General features: G+C 35.0%; 16 protein-coding genes. 12 read left to right on the top strand and 4 right to left on the bottom strand.

Going from position 1 to position 19,239, the window contains the following annotated elements; genetic code table 11:
- Positions 1–56: 56 nt before the first annotated feature.
- The 9 genes from AC1VAQ_RS00725 to AC1VAQ_RS00685 all read left to right on the top strand — a co-directional run bounded on the left by AC1VAQ_RS00725 (position 57) and on the right by AC1VAQ_RS00685 (position 10,106).
- On the top strand, positions 57–1,130 hold the full coding sequence (locus AC1VAQ_RS00725; protein WP_302597722.1) for a peptidyl-prolyl cis-trans isomerase: 1,074 nt from the start codon (positions 57–59) through the stop codon (positions 1,128–1,130).
- A gap of 12 nt (positions 1,131–1,142) precedes the next feature.
- Positions 1,143–1,751: an NUDIX hydrolase gene (locus AC1VAQ_RS00720; protein ID WP_302597723.1), complete on the top strand. Its 609-nt coding sequence runs from the start codon at positions 1,143–1,145 to the stop codon at positions 1,749–1,751.
- 131 nt (positions 1,752–1,882) lie between these two features.
- Entirely contained in the window at positions 1,883–3,034 is a 1,152-nt protein-coding gene (locus AC1VAQ_RS00715; protein ID WP_302597726.1) for an ABC transporter substrate-binding protein, read from the top strand.
- A 29-nt stretch (positions 3,035–3,063) separates the two neighbouring features.
- Positions 3,064–3,945, top strand: a complete 882-nt coding sequence (locus AC1VAQ_RS00710) for a branched-chain amino acid ABC transporter permease (protein WP_302597728.1) — start codon at positions 3,064–3,066, stop codon at positions 3,943–3,945.
- Positions 3,946–3,954: 9 nt separating this feature from the next.
- Positions 3,955–4,974 carry a branched-chain amino acid ABC transporter permease gene (locus tag AC1VAQ_RS00705; RefSeq protein ID WP_302597729.1) on the top strand — a complete coding sequence of 340 codons (1,020 nt, stop codon included), beginning with the start codon at positions 3,955–3,957 and terminating at the stop codon, positions 4,972–4,974.
- The gene (locus AC1VAQ_RS00700; RefSeq protein ID WP_302597730.1) at positions 4,958–5,719 is read left to right on the top strand and encodes an ABC transporter ATP-binding protein; all 762 of its coding nucleotides are present in this window, start codon (positions 4,958–4,960) and stop codon (positions 5,717–5,719) included. Before AC1VAQ_RS00705 ends, AC1VAQ_RS00700 begins: the two co-directional genes overlap by 17 nt.
- Before the next feature lie 11 nt (positions 5,720–5,730).
- Entirely contained in the window at positions 5,731–6,444 is a 714-nt protein-coding gene (locus tag AC1VAQ_RS00695) for an ABC transporter ATP-binding protein (RefSeq protein ID WP_302597732.1), read from the top strand.
- 427 nt (positions 6,445–6,871) lie between these two features.
- On the top strand, positions 6,872–8,881 hold the full coding sequence (locus AC1VAQ_RS00690) for a YgiQ family radical SAM protein (RefSeq protein WP_334306954.1): 2,010 nt from the start codon (positions 6,872–6,874) through the stop codon (positions 8,879–8,881).
- Positions 8,882–9,053: 172 nt separating this feature from the next.
- Positions 9,054–10,106: an HD-GYP domain-containing protein gene (locus tag AC1VAQ_RS00685; RefSeq protein ID WP_303243854.1), complete on the top strand. Its 1,053-nt coding sequence runs from the start codon at positions 9,054–9,056 to the stop codon at positions 10,104–10,106.
- Between the two features lie 43 nt (positions 10,107–10,149).
- Here the strand turns inward: AC1VAQ_RS00685 and AC1VAQ_RS00680 are convergent, their stop codons facing one another.
- The 4 genes from AC1VAQ_RS00680 to AC1VAQ_RS00665 all read right to left on the bottom strand — a co-directional run bounded on the left by AC1VAQ_RS00680 (position 10,150) and on the right by AC1VAQ_RS00665 (position 15,119).
- A complete protein-coding gene (locus tag AC1VAQ_RS00680) occupies positions 10,150–11,103 on the bottom strand; it encodes an ABC transporter permease (RefSeq protein WP_302597738.1) in 954 nt (317 codons plus the stop codon).
- Positions 11,104–11,105: 2 nt separating this feature from the next.
- Positions 11,106–12,296 (bottom strand): ABC transporter permease, encoded by a 1,191-nt coding sequence (locus AC1VAQ_RS00675; RefSeq protein WP_302597739.1) that lies wholly within the window; start codon positions 12,294–12,296, stop codon positions 11,106–11,108.
- Positions 12,289–13,815, bottom strand: coding sequence for an ABC transporter ATP-binding protein (locus AC1VAQ_RS00670; RefSeq protein WP_479903374.1), 1,527 nt, complete (start codon positions 13,813–13,815; stop codon positions 12,289–12,291). The genes AC1VAQ_RS00675 and AC1VAQ_RS00670 overlap by 8 nt, the downstream gene beginning before the upstream one ends.
- Before the next feature lie 176 nt (positions 13,816–13,991).
- Entirely contained in the window at positions 13,992–15,119 is a 1,128-nt protein-coding gene (locus tag AC1VAQ_RS00665) for a BMP family lipoprotein (protein WP_302597742.1), read from the bottom strand.
- A 522-nt stretch (positions 15,120–15,641) separates the two neighbouring features.
- Here AC1VAQ_RS00665 and AC1VAQ_RS00660 point away from each other — a divergent pair.
- The 3 genes from AC1VAQ_RS00660 to AC1VAQ_RS00650 all read left to right on the top strand — a co-directional run bounded on the left by AC1VAQ_RS00660 (position 15,642) and on the right by AC1VAQ_RS00650 (position 19,096).
- Positions 15,642–17,135 carry an N-acetylmuramoyl-L-alanine amidase gene (locus AC1VAQ_RS00660; RefSeq protein ID WP_479903373.1) on the top strand — a complete coding sequence of 498 codons (1,494 nt, stop codon included), beginning with the start codon at positions 15,642–15,644 and terminating at the stop codon, positions 17,133–17,135.
- 267 nt (positions 17,136–17,402) lie between these two features.
- The gene (locus AC1VAQ_RS00655) at positions 17,403–17,846 is read left to right on the top strand and encodes an ACT domain-containing protein (protein WP_302597744.1); all 444 of its coding nucleotides are present in this window, start codon (positions 17,403–17,405) and stop codon (positions 17,844–17,846) included.
- A 38-nt stretch (positions 17,847–17,884) separates the two neighbouring features.
- Complete coding sequence (locus AC1VAQ_RS00650; RefSeq protein WP_302597746.1) at positions 17,885–19,096, top strand: homoserine dehydrogenase; 1,212 nt, start codon at positions 17,885–17,887, stop codon at positions 19,094–19,096.
- Positions 19,097–19,239: the final 143 nt, after the last annotated feature.

Here is a 19,239-nt window from a genome sequence, read left to right as displayed (position 1 = left end):
TAAAATGTGAGTAAAATAATTAAGTACATAATTGATCTTAAAGAGGGGCTGAAAAAATGAGTTTAGTAAAAAAAATAACAGTATGTGGATTAGTTTGTTTATTAAGTGCAAGTATGGTAGCATGTAATGGAAAGGCTACTGATACCGTGGCAGAAAATACTACAACGGAAGGTACAGCAACTGAAACCGCTACAACAGAAGATTCTAAAGAAGCGGCAGCTGATACAACAGGTGAAGACGTACCTATTGCAAAAGTTGGAGATCAAGAAATCTTAAAAAGTGATTTAGAAGTACAACTAAATTATCAAAAGATGTATTTAATGATGAGTTATGGTGAAGATTTCTTAACAACTGATAATGGAAAAGAATATATTAAAGAACTTAAAAATTATCTCGTTGAAAACTTAGTGAATATGAAGATTGCAGCAATTAAGGCGGATGAAGTAGGACAAGTTCCTAGTGATGATGAGGTACAGAAAGCTTTTGAACAGCAAAAAGCAAATTATGGAACAGAAGAAGAGTTTAAAGCAGCTTTAGAAGAAAGTCAAATGACAGAAGAAGATCTAAAAGAAGAAATAAAAACATCTCTAATCGCACAAAATATGAATATCTACTTAGGTAAAGATGCAACTGTAACAGATGATGAAGCTAAACAGTATTATCTTGATAATGTGGATACTTATACAGATAAAGCTGGTGCTACAATTTCACATATCTTAGTAGCGACAGAAGAAGAAGCAAAGAAAGTAAAAGCTGAATATGATGCAGGAACAAGCTTTGCAGACCTTGCGGCTAAATATGGTACAGATGGCACAAAGTCAACAGGTGGTTCATTAGGTTTCATTCCATATAGCAGTCAGAATTATGATGCAGACTTTATGGCAGCAGCTAAAAAACTAGGTGAAGGCGAAGTATCAGATCCAGTTAAAACACAATTCGGTTGGCATCTTATTAAAGTGGAAGGCATTCAAAAAGAAGATGTTGTAAAGGCGTTTGAGGATGTTAAAGAAGAAGCATCAGCAGCACTTTTAAAAGAAAAACAAAATAAATTAATTACGGATCAGTTAAATAAATGGAGAGATGAATTAGGCGTTGAAACTTATGAGGACGTCATTGCAACTGTAGAATAGGAAGGAAAAATAATGGGAAAAGGTAGAATTAAAACTTTAGAGTTATTAAAGGCAACAAAATTTTTAAATCTTTATAAAGCAGCTTATAAAAATAAGTTAGGTCAAGATAAGACCTGGATTATTGCATCACGTAAAGATGAAGCAACATTAAGTGGCCAATATTTTAATCAAAAAGATGAAAAGGTAGATGCTGTTGTGCTAGTAGCATTACATGAAGCAGAAGAAAAACTTGTAGTAATTAAACAATTCCGTGTCCCACTTAATGATTATGTTTATGAATTACCAGCAGGGCTTATTGATGGTGAGGAAGGCATTGACGTTGCCGCAAAGAGGGAACTTAAAGAAGAAACTGGATTAGATTTAGTACAAATCTATGAGAACAAAAGCAATCAAAAAGCATACTTCTCAGCCGGTATGACAGAGGAATCAGGTGCACTTGTTTACTGTACGTGTACAGGCACTATTTCTAAAGATGGTTTAGAAGACGATGAAGATATTGAGGCTTTATTACTTACAAAACAAGAAGCACAGGCACTTTTAGAAAGTGATAGTAAGATGGATATTAAAGCATTCTTAGTGCTTCAAAGCTTTGCTAAATTAGGAATGGATATCTTAAAATAAATTGCATTGACAATTTTGTAAATAATGTTAAAATGTACCTAAGATGCAAAGGGGCATGAACGATAATCGTTCATGCCCTTTTTTTGCAGATTAGGAAAGTTAAAAAGGTAGTTAACAAAGGAGGGGTTTGTATGAAGATGAAAAATATGGTAGCTATTGTATTGGGATTTATGATGAGTATGAGTGTTGTAGGTTGTGGAACGAGGGAAGTAACTTCTACTGATAATAACAGTGATACAATTAAGATTGGACTTTTGACACCTAAAACAGGTAAGGTTGCGCAATATGGCATTAATGTTGAAAATGCAGCGAAGCTTGCCATTGATGAAGTTAATGCCGCAGGTGGTATTAATGGCAAACAAGTAGAACTCATTGCCTATGATAACAAAGGAGATGCCACAGAAAGTATCAACTTATTTAAACGTCTTGTTGACAATGATAAAGTTGTAGCAGTTGTGGGACCTGTTATTTCATCTACTGCTCTTGCTGTAGCACCTTTAGCTGAGGAGAAAGGTATTCCAGTTATTACGCCAACAGCAACTAATGTGGATGTGACCTTAGATAGTGACTATATGTTTAGGGCTTGTTTCACAGATCCTTATCAAGGGGGTATTATGAGTAAGTTTGCTACAGAGAATCTGAAAGCACAGACGGCTGCTATTTTATACAATTCAGGAGATGATTATTCTACAGGGTTAGCAGAAGCGTTTAAAGAGAATTTTGAAGCAGCAGGTGGTATCATTACTGATTATGAGGCCTATACAGAAGATGAGAAGGACTTTAAAGCAGTATTGACGAACATGAAAGCAAATAGCCCAGATGTCTTATATGTACCAGACTACTATAATACAGTAGGCCTTATTGCCGAACAAGTAAAACAAGTTGGTTTAGAGGTAACGATGCTTGGTGCAGATGGCTGGGATGATGTACAAAAGGATTATGGCAGTGTGACAGAGGGCTATTATTTCACAAACCACTATGCAGCAGATGATACGGATGAGATTGTACAGAAATTTGTAACAAGTTATCAAGATACTTATGAAGGAAATACACCTAATGCACTAGGGGCACTTGGCTATGATGCCACTAAAATTATGTGTCATGCCATTGATGAAGCAGATAGCACAGATGGTGAGGCAATTGTGAAAGCATTAAGTGGAACCGATATGGACTGCGTAGCAGGGCATGTAACTTTTGATGAAAATGGTGATCCTCAAAAAGCAGTTACAATACTTACGATTAAAGATGGCAAATTAGTATTTGAAACAAAAGTACAGCCATAGAGAAAGAATGATTGGATGGGGGTGATGGCATGACACATATGATGGAACAAATTATCAATGGCGTTAATGCAGGGAGTATTTATGCACTTATAGCATTAGGTTATACAATGGTCTACGGTATTGTCCAGCTGATTAATTTCGCTCATGGGGATGTACTGATGATGGGGGCTTACTTTGGTCTTTTAAGTTATACAGTATGGGATTTACCCTTTAGTGTAACGATTGTCGTTGCTATGGTAGTATGTGGTGTATCCGGTATTATAATTGACCGTGTGGCTTATAAGCCACTAAGAAAAGCACCTAAAATTTCTGTTTTAATTACAGCTTTAGGAGTAAGTATGTTTCTTGAAAATATCTTCCGTGTCATCTTTGGAGCAGAACCAAGGAAAATGCCTACACCTGAATTTTTGAATCATACCATCACAATAGGAAGTGTTAGTATTTCTTATGTCATGATATTAACAGTTACCTTAAGCTTAATCTGTATGATTTTTTTGCAATGGATGGTAAAGAAAACAAAGACCGGCAAGGCTATGCGTGCAGTTTCAGAAGACTTAGAAGCGGCACAACTTATGGGGGTTAATGTAGATAAAACAATCTCCATTACTTTTGCTATAGGCTCAGCATTAGCTGGCCTGGGCGGTGTACTTTATAGCATTTCTTATTATCAAGCAGAACCTTATATGGGAATGATGCCAGGACTGAAAGCTTTCGTAGCAGCAGTACTTGGCGGTATAGGTATACTTCCAGGTGCTATGCTGGGAGGCTTTGCATTAGGACTTATAGAAAATATTGCAAAGGCATGGATTTCATCTAGCTGGGCAAATGCTATTTCTTTTGCAATGCTGATTGTGATTTTACTGTTAAAACCAGCAGGTATACTGGGTAAAGCAGTTAAAGAGAAAGTGTAGGTGACGGGGATGAAAAAGTGGCAGGAATATGGGATCACCTTTTTAGGGATTATATGTTTATTTGGCATATTAGAATTAAGCCTGTGGATGGGGCTTATGAATGATTATGTAGCAGGCGTTGTGGTTTTAATAGGAATCAACATTATTGCAGCATCCAGCTTGAACCTAGTGACAGGTTACATGGGCCAGCTTGCACTAGGGCATGCTGGATTTATGGCAATAGGTGCTTATAGTAGTGCACTATTTATGCGATTTATGAAAAGCATGGAGATGACAGGTGGTAGTCTGACAAATCTTTGGATGATGATTGCCCTTATAATAGGCGGACTAGTTGCAGCGCTATTTGGATTTATCATTGGGGGACCAGCCTTAAGGCTTAAAGGAGATTATTTAGGTATTGTTACGCTGGGATTTGGAGAAATTATTCGTATTGCGATTTATAATTTGGATTTTACAGGGGGAGCAAAGGGTTTTCGAAAATACCCAGGTAGCATTAATGTACATATGATGTTTTGGATTGTTGTCGTAGTCGTAAGTATTTTATTTTTACTAATTCGCTCAAGGCACGGCAGGGCTATATTGGCAATTAGGGAAGATGAAATTGCAGCAGAAGCAGTGGGAATACCAACCACTAAGTATAAGGTTTTTGGCTTTACAGTATCCGCCTTTTTTGCAGGAATTGCAGGGGGAACATTAGCTTTTTATCAGATGATGATTGATCCTAAGAAATTTACCTTTATGTATTCTGTAGAAATATTTATTATAGTTGTTTTAGGCGGCATGGGAAGTTTGACAGGAACGATTATCGCAGCAATCATACTTGGCATATTAAATGACTTTTTACATGTGATTGATGAGTGGCGATTAGTAATTTATTCAGTGCTGCTAATTATCATGATGATTTTTAGACCAAAAGGCTTACTAGGAAGTAAGGAATTTTCTTTAGCAGGATTGATTAAATCTCTATATCATCATAAAAAAGAAGATAAGGCATGTGAGGAGGTGGAGACACATGTTGCTAGAAACTAAGAATCTAGGGATTACCTTTGAAGGATTAAAAGCTGTGGAAGGCGTAGAAATACAAATAGATTATGGCGAACTTGTAGGGCTTATAGGACCTAATGGTGCTGGTAAAACGACAATTTTTAATTTATTAACTGGTGTGTATTTACCTACAGAGGGAGAAATTTTAATAGAAGGCGAAAATGTAGTAGGGAAAAGTCCACATCAGTTAGTTGAAAAAGGGATTACCCGTACCTTTCAGAATATACGTCTTTTTAAAGAACTGAGTGTGCTTGATAATGTAAAAATGGCATTTCATCATAAGATGACATATAGCGTAGCGCATGCCATTATTAGATTACCAGGAACTAAATACTGGAAAGAAGAGAAAGAAACAGATGAGAAGGCAAAAGAACTTTTAAAGCTCTTTAAAATGGAACATTTAGAAGATGAATGTGCAAAAAATTTGTCTTATGGTCAGCAAAGAAAATTAGAAATCGCAAGAGCTTTAGCAACAGAACCTAAAGTATTACTTTTGGATGAACCAGCAGCAGGGATGAATCCACAAGAAACCAATGATTTAATGAATACAATAGCTTTTATAAAAGAACATTTTAAAGTAGCAATATTACTTATTGAACATGATATGAAGCTAGTTATGGGTATTTGTCAGCGTATTGTTGTAATTGACTATGGCAAGGTCATTGCAAGAGGAACACCAGATGAAATTAAGACAAATCCTAAAGTAATAGGGGCTTATTTAGGAAGTTAGGAGATGAAACAATGGCAGATTATATATTAGAGGTAAATGATTTAGATGTTTATTATGGTGCCATCCATGCCATTAAAGGCGTAAGCTTTAATGTAGAACGTGGAGAAATTGTTTCATTAATTGGTGCCAATGGTGCAGGAAAAACAACAATTATGCATACCTTGTCAGCACTTATTAAACCTAAGAGTGGTACAATTAAATTAGATGGCGAAGATATAACAGGCAGGACCCCTCATTATATTGTGGAAAAGGGCGTTGTACAAGTGCCAGAAGGACGACATGTTTTTACAAAGATGAGTGTACAAGAGAATTTAGAGATGGGGGCATATATTAGAAATAATGCAGCAGATTTAAGGCCAGAATTTGAAATGGCGTTTCAACGTTTTCCGCGCCTTAGGGAAAGAAGCAAACAATTAGCAGGAACAATGAGTGGCGGTGAGCAGCAGATGCTAGCCATTGCAAGGGCGCTTATGAGCAAACCTAGAATGATTTTACTAGATGAGCCATCAATGGGACTTTCACCTATATTAGTAGATGAGGTATTTCAGATTATAAAAGCTATTAATAAAAGTGGCACCACAATTTTATTAGTAGAACAAAATGCAAGCAAAGCATTAAATATTGCAGACCGTGCATATGTTTTAGAAACTGGCAAGGTTGTACTTACAGGTAAAGCAAAAGAACTCTTGAAGAATGAAGGTGTCAAAAAGGCATATTTGGGTTAAAGAATGTTTCGTAATGAGAAAAGGGCATGAAGCTAGTATTATAGAGAAGTCTGTCATGAAAATAAAAAATATCCTTTGTAAAAGGCATTTTATTTTTATGACAGGCTTTTTTTAGGATATAAACAGTATGAATAGTTAAAGTCTATAGATTTAAAATTTGAAGGAGAAAAAATAAAGAATCCAACTAAAAACTTGAAATATACATGTAGGTAAATTGTTTTCTCCCAATGCTTTCACATTGCTAAAGATTATGAATAACTAAAATTTATAAATGTAAAATCTATATAAAAGTGATTAAAAATATAAAATATGTGTAAGAATAAAGTAATTATTGTAAAAACTAAATAGATACTATCAAAAAGTGTATAGAAAGTGTTATAATCGATAACGTAATGTTAAATTAAGATGACAAGCAGGTGACTTAATGATAGAAAAAGATTTTTTACCTATTTGCAGAGAGGATATGGAAAAAAGAGGTTGGGAACAGTGTGACTTCGTACTTGTAACAGCAGATGCGTATGTAGATCACCACAGTTTCGGAACAGCTATTATTTCTAGAGTACTTGAGCATGCAGGGTATAAAGTAGGGATTATTGCACAACCCAATTGGAAAACAACTGATGACTTTATGAAACTAGGGCGTCCTAGGCTGGCCTTCCTCGTAAATGGCGGAAATATGGACCCTATGGTTAACCATTATACAGTAAGTAAACGTCTTAGAGATAGAGATATGTATTCTCCAGGTGGAGAAATGGGACATCGTCCAGACCGTGCAACAATTGTATATTGTAATAAAATTAGAGAAGCCTATAAAGATGTAGATATTGTTATTGGCGGTATTGAAGCAAGTTTACGTCGTTTTGCACATTATGATTACTGGTCAGATAAAGTACGTAAATCAATTTTAATTGATAGTGGTGCGGACCTTCTTATTTATGGTATGGGTGAAAAACAAATTGTTAATGTAGCTAGTGCCCTAAATGATGGTTTAAATGCAAAATACATTCGTTATTTAGATGGAACATGTTATGTGGCAGATAGCTTGGAAGAAGTATATGATTATAGACTCCTTCCTTCTTATAAAGAAGTATGTGAAGATAAAGTAAAATATGCGCAAGCTTATGCGATTCAAGAAAATGAACAGGATCATGCAAGAGGAGAGACACTTGTTCAAGAACATAATGGTAAATATGTGGTTCAAAATAAACCAGAGGTGCCATTAAATCGTGAAGAATTAGATGAGGTATATGGGCTTCCATATATGAAAAACTACCATCCGATTTATGAAAAAGCAGGTGGCATTCCAGCTATTGAAGAAGTTAAATTTAGCTTAGTAAGCTCAAGAGGATGCTTTGGACACTGTAATTTCTGTGCAATTACAATGCACCAAGGAAGAGTTGTAACAAGTAGAAGTCAGGAATCTATTGTAGAAGAAGCAGAAGAAATCACACATATGCCAGACTTCAAAGGGTACATTCATGACGTAGGCGGGCCGACCGCTAACTTTAGAGGTCCTGCATGTAAGAAACAATTTGAACATGGTGCATGTAAGCATAAAGAATGTTTAACACCAAGTCCATGTAAAGCAATGCATGTGGATCACAGTGAATATTTACAGCTTTTACGTAAAGTTAGAAATATTCCTGGTGTAAAAAAAGCCTTTATTCGTTCAGGGATTCGTTATGATTATGTAATGGCAGATAAGAATAAAGATGACTTCTTTAAAGAGCTTATCGAACATCACGTAAGTGGTCAGCTTAAAATTGCACCAGAACACATTTCACCTAATGTTTTAAAATATATGGGAAAACCATCAGGGAAGACATTTGATGAATTCTGTGATAAGTTCTATAAAATCAATGAACAGCTTGGTAAAAAGCAGTATATCATTCCATACTTAATGTCAAGCCATCCAGGAAGTACATTAAAGGATGCGATTATGCTTGCTGAATATTTAAGAGATATTCATTATCAACCAGAACAGGTGCAAGATTTTTATCCTACACCAGGGACATTATCAACGGCTATGTTCTATACAGGGTTAGATCCTAGAACAATGGAACCAGTGTATGTACCAAAGACAAAGCAAGAAAAAGCAATGCAACGTGCCCTTCTACAATATCGTAATCCTAAGAAATATGAGATTGTATATGATGCATTAGTACAAGCTGGCCGTGAAGACCTTATTGGTTATGGCCCTAAATGTTTAATTCGCCCAAAAGAAGACCGTTATAAACGTAGTATGCAAGGTCAAAAAGATGGCTTTAAGAAGAATCATAAATTTAAAGAGAGTAAAGTAAAAAAACAAAAAGACTCAGGTCATAATGCTCAATTTAAGAAAGGTCCATCAAGTAAGTCTGGAAAGTCTCAAGGAAAACAATTTGGTGGCCGCAATCAAGTGCAAGTGCACAAAACAAGTAAAAGAAAAAATGGGTAAGACTAACCATTAATATTTAGCAAGGGGATTTCATAAACTACTTACTTAGTTTGTTGAAATCCCCTTTAATTATGCAATCTAAAAAAATTGTAGATTATTATAATGAAATGACAACAGGAATTTGTATATTATGATATACTCTTAAGTGTTAAGCTTAAAGGAGGAAGAAAAAATGCGCCTTGTACGTACAGTCCAATTACAAGTTGGCGATATTATAGGAAAAGACGTGATAGGATACGGAGGTGGCTTATTATTAAGAAAAGATACACGATTTCGTGAGGTATTTCGTAAACAACTCCTAGAGCGTCATATTTATGAAATCTATATAAGGGATGAATGGTCAGAAGGGATAGAACCTACTGTTTTAATTAGTGAAGAAAACAGACGTAAGATTGAACATGATTTAGCAGTAGAATTTGAAAATCTAAGAGATAAGTTTAAAATAAATGTAGATAATATTTCAGATATTAGTGATATGATATATAGTGAATTGGAAGATAAGGCGTTGATATGGGAGATTCAAGATTTACAAAAAAATGATGATTATACATATCAACATTGTGTAGCTGTAGCTATTTTAGCTGGAATTGTATGTAGAAAATTAGGCTTAGAGCAAGAATTAAGTAAGCAAATTATTATGGGTGGACTTATGCATGATTTAGGAAAGATGAGTATACCTAAAGATGTACTTAATAAAGAAGGGCGTTTAACACAAGAAGAATATGAAATTATTAAGGAACATTCAAGACTAGGATATGAAATGTTAAAGGATATGACATCTGTAAGCAGTGTTACAAAACTTACAGTGTTGTGTCACCATGAACGAGAAGATGGTTCAGGATATCCTTTAGGAAAGGGTGAAGAATTACATATAGGACCTAAAATAGTAGCAGCATGTGATTTGTATCATGCACTAATCTCAGATCGTACATATCGTAAAGGAATGCCTTTAAATGAAGCGCTTATGATTGCTGGTAGAGAGAAGATTAATAAAGAAGTAAGGCGAGCAATAGAAGATACTTTAGCATTTTATCCAGTAGGTAGTACAGTCTTATTAAGTAATGGATTAATAGGCATTGTAGAAAGAAACTTTATAGAAGATGTGAGTAAACCACTTATAAAGGTTATTTATGATGAAAAAGTTAAACAAGCTGTAAAATATAAAATCAATCTACAAGAAGAAGATATTCATGTTCAAAGACGTATTTATGAATTACCATTTTAACAAAGATAAAAAAATAGAGCTTACATATGTAAGCTCTATTTTTTTATCTTTTACCTGGATCAAATGGTTCCCCAGAAGCTTTTGGTGCTTGTGATGATTTAGAGAAAATAACAAGCGCTAAAAGTGTTACAACATAAGGGAATACTTTTAAGTATACAGGTGGAATTTTTGCAAGCTCTGGAATAACTTGTGAAACGTTTGAAATTGTACTTGCAAATCCGAAGAATAATGTTGAACCAAGGATACCAAGTGGTTTCCATTGTCCAAAGATAAGTGCAGCTAAGGCTAAGAATCCGAAACCAGATACACTTCCGTTAAATTCACCAGAGAAAGTAACAAGGAAGATACCGCCACCAAGACCTGCAAATGCTCCTGATAAAAGAACACCGATATAACGCATACGACCTACATTGATACCAGCGGCATCAGCTGCATGAGGATGTTCACCACAAGCACGAAGACGTAGGCCAAAAGCAGTTTTATAAAGAAGGAATGTAAATACAATGAGAATTGCAAGTACAATCCAAGTTGTTGAATAAGTATTCGTAAAGAATAATGGTCCAATTACTGGAATATCTTTAAGGACAGCAATATTCTTTTTAGCAAGAGTTGTTCTAAGAACGATATTACCGCTACCTGTGATATTTCTTGCTAAGAAAACTGTAAGTGCTACAGCAATAAGATTGATAGCAGTACCACTGATTGTTTGATCTGCTTGTAAGTTAATACTTGCAAAAGCATGAAGGAGTGAGAATAATGCACCCACAATAAGGGCTACAAGTAAACCAACGAAGATTGTCCATGTTTGACCAGGGAAGCTTAATTGTAAGAAGTAAATAGTAATACCACTTGCAAAAGAACCCATAATCATAAGACCTTCAAGCCCGATATTAACAATACCACTACGTTCACAGTAAAGGCCACCAAGCGCAACGATTAAAAGTGGAATTGTATAGGCAATCGCATAAGGGAAGATTTGCTGGATAATATCCCACATGATTATTCATCTCCTTTCGTATCATCTGAAGCATCTTGAGGTGGTAAAAGTCCCACACTATCTTGATTTTGTGCTTCTGTATTTTTTACATTTGTATCAATAATTGGTGCTACTGGTGTAATAGGATCTACTTTTTCACCGTTAGCAGCTTGTTTAGCTTTCTTTTTAGCTGCAATTTTATTTAAGAAACGTTCTACAAGGATACTTGTAGCTGCAAAATAAATAATTGTTGCAATGATTGTATCTGCAATTTCAGGTGGGACATCTGTCATAACGCTCATGAATCCACGGCCTGCATAAAGTAAACCGAAGAATAAAGCTGAAAGAAGGGCCCCAATAGGTGTATTATTACCTAATAATGAAACTGCGATACCATCGAAGCCTTGAGATGGCATAACACCGATTTGCATGTTTGTTGCATTACCAGCATATTGTGTAAGACCAGCAAGGCCAGCAAGACCACCAGCAATCATAAGAGAGATGATGATGCTTTTATTAACTGAAATACCAGCATATTGTGCAGCATGTTTGTTGAAACCTACTGCTTTAAGTTCGTAACCGAAGCTTGTTTTATTTAAGATAATTGCAATAACGATAACAGCAATGATGGCTACGAAAATACCTAAGTTAATATAAGAATTTCCAAAGAGTCCTGAAATCCAAGGTGCACGAAGTGTATTAGTATCTAAAATCGCACGTGATTCAGTAGCAACTGTACCATTAGGGAAATAATCTTTTATAACATAGTAAACAATCCAGTAAGCAATCCAGTTCATCATAATACAAGAAACTACTTCATGTACATTAAAGATTGCTTTTAAAAGACCTGGAATGAATGCCCAAAGTGCACCACCTATGAAAGCAATTAAAATCATAAGAACAAGCATAGCTGGACGAGGAAGGTTTACTGTAAGACCAAAAACAGTGGCACAAAGACCACCAAATAACATTTGTCCAGGGGTCCCAATGTTGAAGAGACCAGTTCTAAAAGCAAAGGCAACAGAAAGACCAGTTAAAATAAGAGGTGTGGCTGTTGCAATTGTATTCCCAATACGTTCTAGGGAAAGTGTACCACCTTGTACGAGGTAGATAAATCCTTCAATTGGATTATGGCCTGTTACAAGCATTAAAAGAGCACCGGCAATAAGGCCTAAAAAGACAGCAATAATAGATATGAGCCCTTTTTTATTCATGGTTAGAATCTCCTTTCACACCTGCCATCATAAGGCCAATTTCATTTTCATTCGTTTCACTAGCATTTACAATGCCAATAAGTTCACCATTGTTTACAACAGCAATACGGTCAGATACATTCATTACTTCATCAAGTTCAAGAGAAACAAGAAGTACAGCATGTCCTGCATCACGGTGTTCAATAAGTCTTCTATGAATGTATTCAATAGATCCTACGTCAAGACCACGTGTTGGTTGAACTGCAATAAGTAATTGAGGTTCACGTTCCATTTCACGACCGATAACAGCTTTTTGTTGGTTACCACCTGAAAGAGAGCGGGCCATAGAAGCACCACCTTCACCAGAACGTACATCAAAAGCTTTGATGATTTTTTCAGCATATTCATGAATTGCTCTACGATTGAGGAAACCACCTTTAGAAAAAGGCTCTTTATTATAAACTTGTAAAATCATATTATCTTCAACTGTATAGTCAAGAACAAGACCGTGTTTATGGCGGTCTTCAGGAATGTGTCCGATACCAGTTAAAGTACGCTTGCGAATTGAGTAGTTTGTAATATCAGTATCACCAATTTTTACAGTACCAGATTCAATTTTACGAAGACCTGTAATAGCTTCTACAAGTTCTGTTTGGCCATTACCTTCTACACCAGCAATCCCAACGATTTCACCAGCTCTAACTTCAAGGGAGAAGTCTTTAAGTCCAAGTGTCTTCTTATTATTTAAAGCAGATAAGTGATCTACTTTTAAAATAGCATCTTTAGGATTACTTGGTTTTTTAGGGACTTTGAAAGTAACAGGGCGACCAACCATCATTTGCGCCATGTCTGCTTCAGATGTATCAGCTACATCTACTGTACCGATGTATTTACCACGGCGGATAACACTACAGCGGTTTGCAATAGCCTTAATCTCTTTAAGTTTATGCGTGATTAAGATAATAGATTTACCTTGTTTAATAAGGTTTCTCATAATCTCAAGTAAATCTGAGATTTCTTGAGGGGTAAGTACGGCTGTAGGTTCATCAAAAATAAGAATATCTGCATTACGATAGAGCATTTTTAAAATTTCTACACGTTGTTGCATACCTACAGAAATATCTTCAATTTTTGCATATGGATCAATATTTAAACCATAACGTTTAGAAAGCTCCTCTACACGTTTGGCTGCGGATTTTATATCTACAGTTAAGCCTTTTTTAGGTTCAATCCCTAAAATAATATTTTCTGTAGTTGTAAAATTGTGTACAAGCTTAAAGTGTTGATGTACCATCCCAATTCCTAAATCATTTGCTACATTAGGATTTGTAATTTTCACCTCTGAGCCATTTACTTTGATTATACCACTAGTTGGTTGATACATACCAAAAAGCATTCCCATAAGAGTTGATTTACCAGCACCATTTTCTCCAAGGAGGGCATGTACTTCACCGCGTTTAAGCTGAAGTGTGATATTGTCATTCGCCACGATTCCAGGGAATTCTTTTCTAATATTTAACATCTCTACTACATAATCCATATTTTCGCCTCCTTTACTATATTATATAACATTATAAGTTATTTATAAGGTATATATTAAAAAAAGACGGATAATCCGCCTTTTTTTATTCAAACAAGTTGCACTTTAAAGAATCTCTTTAAAATGCGTTATAAAAATTTCAAAATACAAACAAGTTTAATAAAATAACGCACTAATTATTTAATGAATGCACCGTTGTCATTATTGTCAGCAACAGTAACTTCACCAGATTTAATTTTGCTATATACATCATTTACAGTGTTGATAGTTTCTTCACTTAAGTTAGGATTTTCAGCTGGAATACCTACACCGTCATTAGCAACATCAAATACTAAAGATTCGCCACCTGGGAAAGTACCATTTGCTTCAGCAGCAATCATATCATGAGTTGCTTGATCAATGTACTTCATAGCAGACGTAAGAATAACAGATTTATTATTTGCTTCGTCATAAAGACCATCATTATATTGGTCAACGTCTACACCAATAACCCAAGCGTTTGTGTCGCCATTTGTTGCGCGTTGTTTAGCTTCTGTGATTGCACCGAAACCAGTACCACCAGCAGCTGTGAAGATTACATTTACACCTTTATCATACATTTGAGCTGCAATTTGTTGACCAGCAGCTTTGTCATCGAATGAGCCTTGGTATACAATGTTTGCCTCATCTAGTGTAATGTTTGTACCTAAGTTTTCGTTTGCATAGTTAACACCTTGTTGGAATCCCCAGTTAAATCTTTGAACTGCAGGAATTTCCATACCACCGATGAAACCGAAGTTAGATTCTTTCATTTCTACAGCAGCAGCAATACCTGCTAAGAAACCTGATTCATGCTCAGCAAAAGAAATAGCTACAGAATTTTCACCAACTTTATAGTTACCTTGGCCATCATTTGGTGCACCATCTAAAAGAACAAACTTAGCATCAGCATAAGTATCTTGTGCTTTGAAGATAGCTGTTTCGAATTTGAAACCTGGTGTCACGATAAATTTGTAACCACCATCATAGAGATTAGCGATTTCTTTTAAGTAATCACCTTCTGTTGTTCCAGCTGGTTTAAGGTATTTACAGTTATCTTTAGCTACTGTACCTGTAATCCCTTCCCAAGAACCTTGGTTGAAAGAACGGTCATCAATAGTACCAGCATCTGTTACCATACCAACTTTAAAGTCTGTATCAATTTGTGTAAATTTTGAATTTGTAGCTTCTGCATTTCCTGCACCACTACCAGCGTTACCACAACCAACTAACGCTCCCATAGATAAAGCACTACAAAGTGCTACTGCTAAAAACTTCTTTTTCATAATATTCCACCACCGTTAAGTTTTTATATGTACGAAATTTCCTAAGTAGAGAATTCCTTGATACATCTTATATATGATATTAAATTTTGGCAGTTATTTCAATGCAAACTGTATAAATTCTTTTATTAAAACTATTTAGAAAAATGGTGAAAAGTTACGAAAAAGCAGTATACGGGTATAAATAATGATTAAATTTGCATTAAAAAAGCAGAGATTTACACTTTAAAATTGACAAAATAGATATAATTAAGTTTTGTTTACATTAATATGACAAAAATCGTAAGAATATATTATTTTAAATATTATTTGTTATACTGATAATATAGATTTCATATTTATAAGATTTGGCTATTAATGATGTGCCAATAATGTGAAATCATTAAGAGGAAGCAATTTGTAATATGTATATTTTAACTGTATAGTTGATTTCTCTATAGATTTATACCATCAGAATATAATAATTAGCTAAAGTTTATAGTGGTGAAGTCTATAATGAATAGGCGAATAAGAAGGAGAGCAAAAATGAGATTAAAGCTAAAAAATTTAACTGTACTCATAGGTTTAATATGTACGTCCCGTATGACGACTTATGGTGCAGCGATGACATTAAAATATGATGGAACAGCCCATATTTATGATAAGGAACCTATAGCATTATATGTAAATAATGAAGTGGTGGAATCATCTATTATGCCACCAGTACAAATAGATGGCTATGTATTGGTGCCTACACGGGAAGTTTTTAATGCTATGGGTGCTACAGTACAGTGGCGAAGTGAAGAACGAAAGGTATATATAGAAGACCAGAATTCATTAATTGTCTTAGAGCTAGATAGTCATGAAGCTTGGGTAAATGGTGAGATAAAAGTGATGGATATGGCCCCAAAAGTAATCAATGATAAAGTAATGGTGCCCATTCGCTTTATTAGTGAAACATTAGGATTTCATGTGGACTGGCTAGGTGTTGAAAGAGCTGTTTATATTACAGAAAAAAATAGTGTAATCAATCAGGGAGGAACGAATGATAATACACCTGAAGGTGGGCAAGACATTGGCATAGAAGAATTGCCAGAGGATAACATAAGTGAGGAAGTTATAGACACACAATGGGATAGTTTAAGCAAGGTATTTCCGATACTTACATATGATAATGTGACACAGACTATGGCTATAGCAGAAGATATCGCTGTAAGTGATGTAGAAGTTGAAGATATTTACACAAAGCGTAAAATAGTATTGCATATCAATAAACCATTAGATATTACAGAAAGTAGTTGGCAAGGTCATTTAGGTTATTTAAAGGGGGTGACTGTTACAAAGACAGGCACTGGCATACAAATAGCTATTGAGACCAATACAGTGTGCGCTACAACACTAAGTCAGCAAAATGGTCAATTGATGATTCAATTTATGAAACCAAGAGAAAAGTATGATAAGATTGTTGTAATTGATGCAGGACATGGTGGCAGTGATAATGGGACAAGCGCAAATGGGGTAAATGAAAAAGACTTAACGCTAGCTTACGGGAATGCCTTATGCACCTTATTAGAGGGAAATGATAATATAAAAGTATATGCTACAAGAGCGGTAGACTTATATGCTACAGAAGGGGATGGAATAGTCGGCAAACAATATCCTACATTAGATATGCGTGTTAATTTAGCCAATGAAATCGTACCTGATTTATATATTAGTATACATATTAATTCATATTCTAACATCTCGCCAAATGGTATTGAAACATATTACTATGCATCTTCAGATAGCAGAGGTCAAATTTTTGCTAATATGGTACAAGAGGCATTGGTTAATGAATTTAATATGACGAATCGTAAGGCGAAACATGGGGATTTAAAGGTGATTAGAGAAACAAATGACCCTGCCGTTTTAATCGAAGCAGGATTTATCAGCAATCCTACAGATTATGAAATTTTAACTGCTGCTGATTACCCAAATCGTTTTGCACAAGTAGTTTATGACTGCATTTTAAGTTACTATATGCAAGGTCTTAATTAATGAAAAATAGGACAGTTTAGCTTTATAAAAGCCAAATTGTCCTATTTTTTTGCTGCAGTATGAGACGCAAAACTACTGTGACTACCAAAAAGTACAATAAATAGTGTATGAAAATATAATAAAAAATAGTTAATAAAAGTTTAAAATTTATAAAAAATTATACAAAACAATGAAATAATAAAAAGTTGACTTGAAAATCCAAAATGACTATGATATAGTATGTAACAAATAAACAAATGTTCACCAGAAACGAACAAGGAGAATATAATGGAACAAAAGTATCCTTACTATGTAATAAGTCAACATGTCCTACCTGATGTATTTTTAAAGGTAGTGGCGGTTAAAGAAATACTTGAAAAAAATAAAATGCTTACTGTACAAGAAGCTACGGAACAGATTGGAATTAGCCGCAGCTCTTTTTATAAGTATAGAGATGCCATTTTTCCTTTCTATGACAAGGAAAAAGGAAAAGCAATTACTATGCTCATTAGCTTACAAGATGAGACAGGAAGATTATCAGATGTGCTTAATGGAATTGCTCAGGCAGGAGGCAATGTCCTCACCATCAATCAAATGATGCCGATTAACGGCATTGCAATTATTAACCTTTGTATGGAGACATCTCATATGGTTATGCCAATTGAAGACCTTATTACAAGACTTGGGGCTTTAAGTGGCGTACAGGAGATTAAGATTTTAGCTAGGGAGTAGCTAGTACGAGGTAAAAATAGGAAAATGGAGGGTGTAAAATGAAAGTTGCATTATTGGGTTATGGCACAGTTGGTAGTGGGGTTGTAGAAGTTATAGGTGCCAATAAAGAAAGTATTGATAAGAAGGCAGGAGTACCTATTGAGATTAAATATGTTCTTGACCTAAGAGAATTTCCCGGAGATCCAGTAAATGATCTTATCGTTCATGATTTTAAGCAAATTGCAGAAGATGATGAAGTTGAGATTGTGGCAGAAGCTATGGGCGGTGTAGAACCTGCTTATACATTTGCAAAAACATGTCTTACAAGTGGTAAAAGTTATGTAACTTCTAATAAGGAGTTAGTAGCACTTCATGGTGCAGAACTTTTAGAACTCGCAAGAAAAAACAATGTAAACTTCTTATTTGAAGCAAGCGTAGGTGGTGGCATTCCTATTATTAGACCACTTAATCAATGTTTAACTGCTGATGAGATTTGTGAAATCACAGGTATTTTAAATGGGACAACAAATTTCATTTTAACAAAGATGAAAAATGAAGGACGTAGCTTTGAAGATGTTTTAAAAGAAGCACAAGCATTAGGTTATGCAGAAAAAAATCCTGCAGCTGATGTAGAAGGTTATGATGCATGTCGCAAAATAGCAATTTTAGCATCACTTGCTTTAGGAGAGCATGTCAGTTTCGAAGAAATTCCTACAGAAGGCATTACAAAAATCACAGCAGAAGATATGGCTTATGCAGAAAAAATGGGTTATGTCATTAAATTACTTGCAACTTGTAAAAAACAAGATGATGCAGTCTTTGCACGTGTTTCTCCAATGCTTATCTCAAAAAATCACCCACTTGCAATGGTAAATGATGTATTTAATGCAATTTTCGTAAATGGTAATGTGATTGGCGATGTGATGTTCTATGGCCGAGGTGCAGGTAAGTTGCCTACAGCTAGTGCTGTTGTTGCAGATATTGTAGATGCGGCTAAACATAAGGGAACTAACATTATTTCATTCTGGAGCCGTAAGAAAATTGAACTCAAAGATCAAAGTGATGTAAGAGTTAGATATTTTGTAAGAGTTAAAGATAATGAAGAAGTTATAAATAAGGTAAAAGAAAACTTTAAAGATGCTGAAGTGATTGAAGCAATGCCAGGTGAGTATGCCTTTATTACAGGATATTATACAGAAGGAATCTTTGCAGAAAAGATGGAAATCCTTCAAGATACAAATGTATTAAGTAAGATTCGCATAGAAAAATAAGGGCTGGCATCTACTGAGGTAGAAAGTGTAACTAATAATGTACATACTAAGCTCATGCAATAATTTAATGACGCACTAAAGAAGAAATAACTTTGTTTATGTACATTTTTATTTAACCTATCCATTTATAAACTTATATTTGC

Source organism: Cellulosilyticum sp. (assembly GCF_982396655.1).
This window is presented reverse-complemented; position numbering and strand designations above follow the sequence as displayed.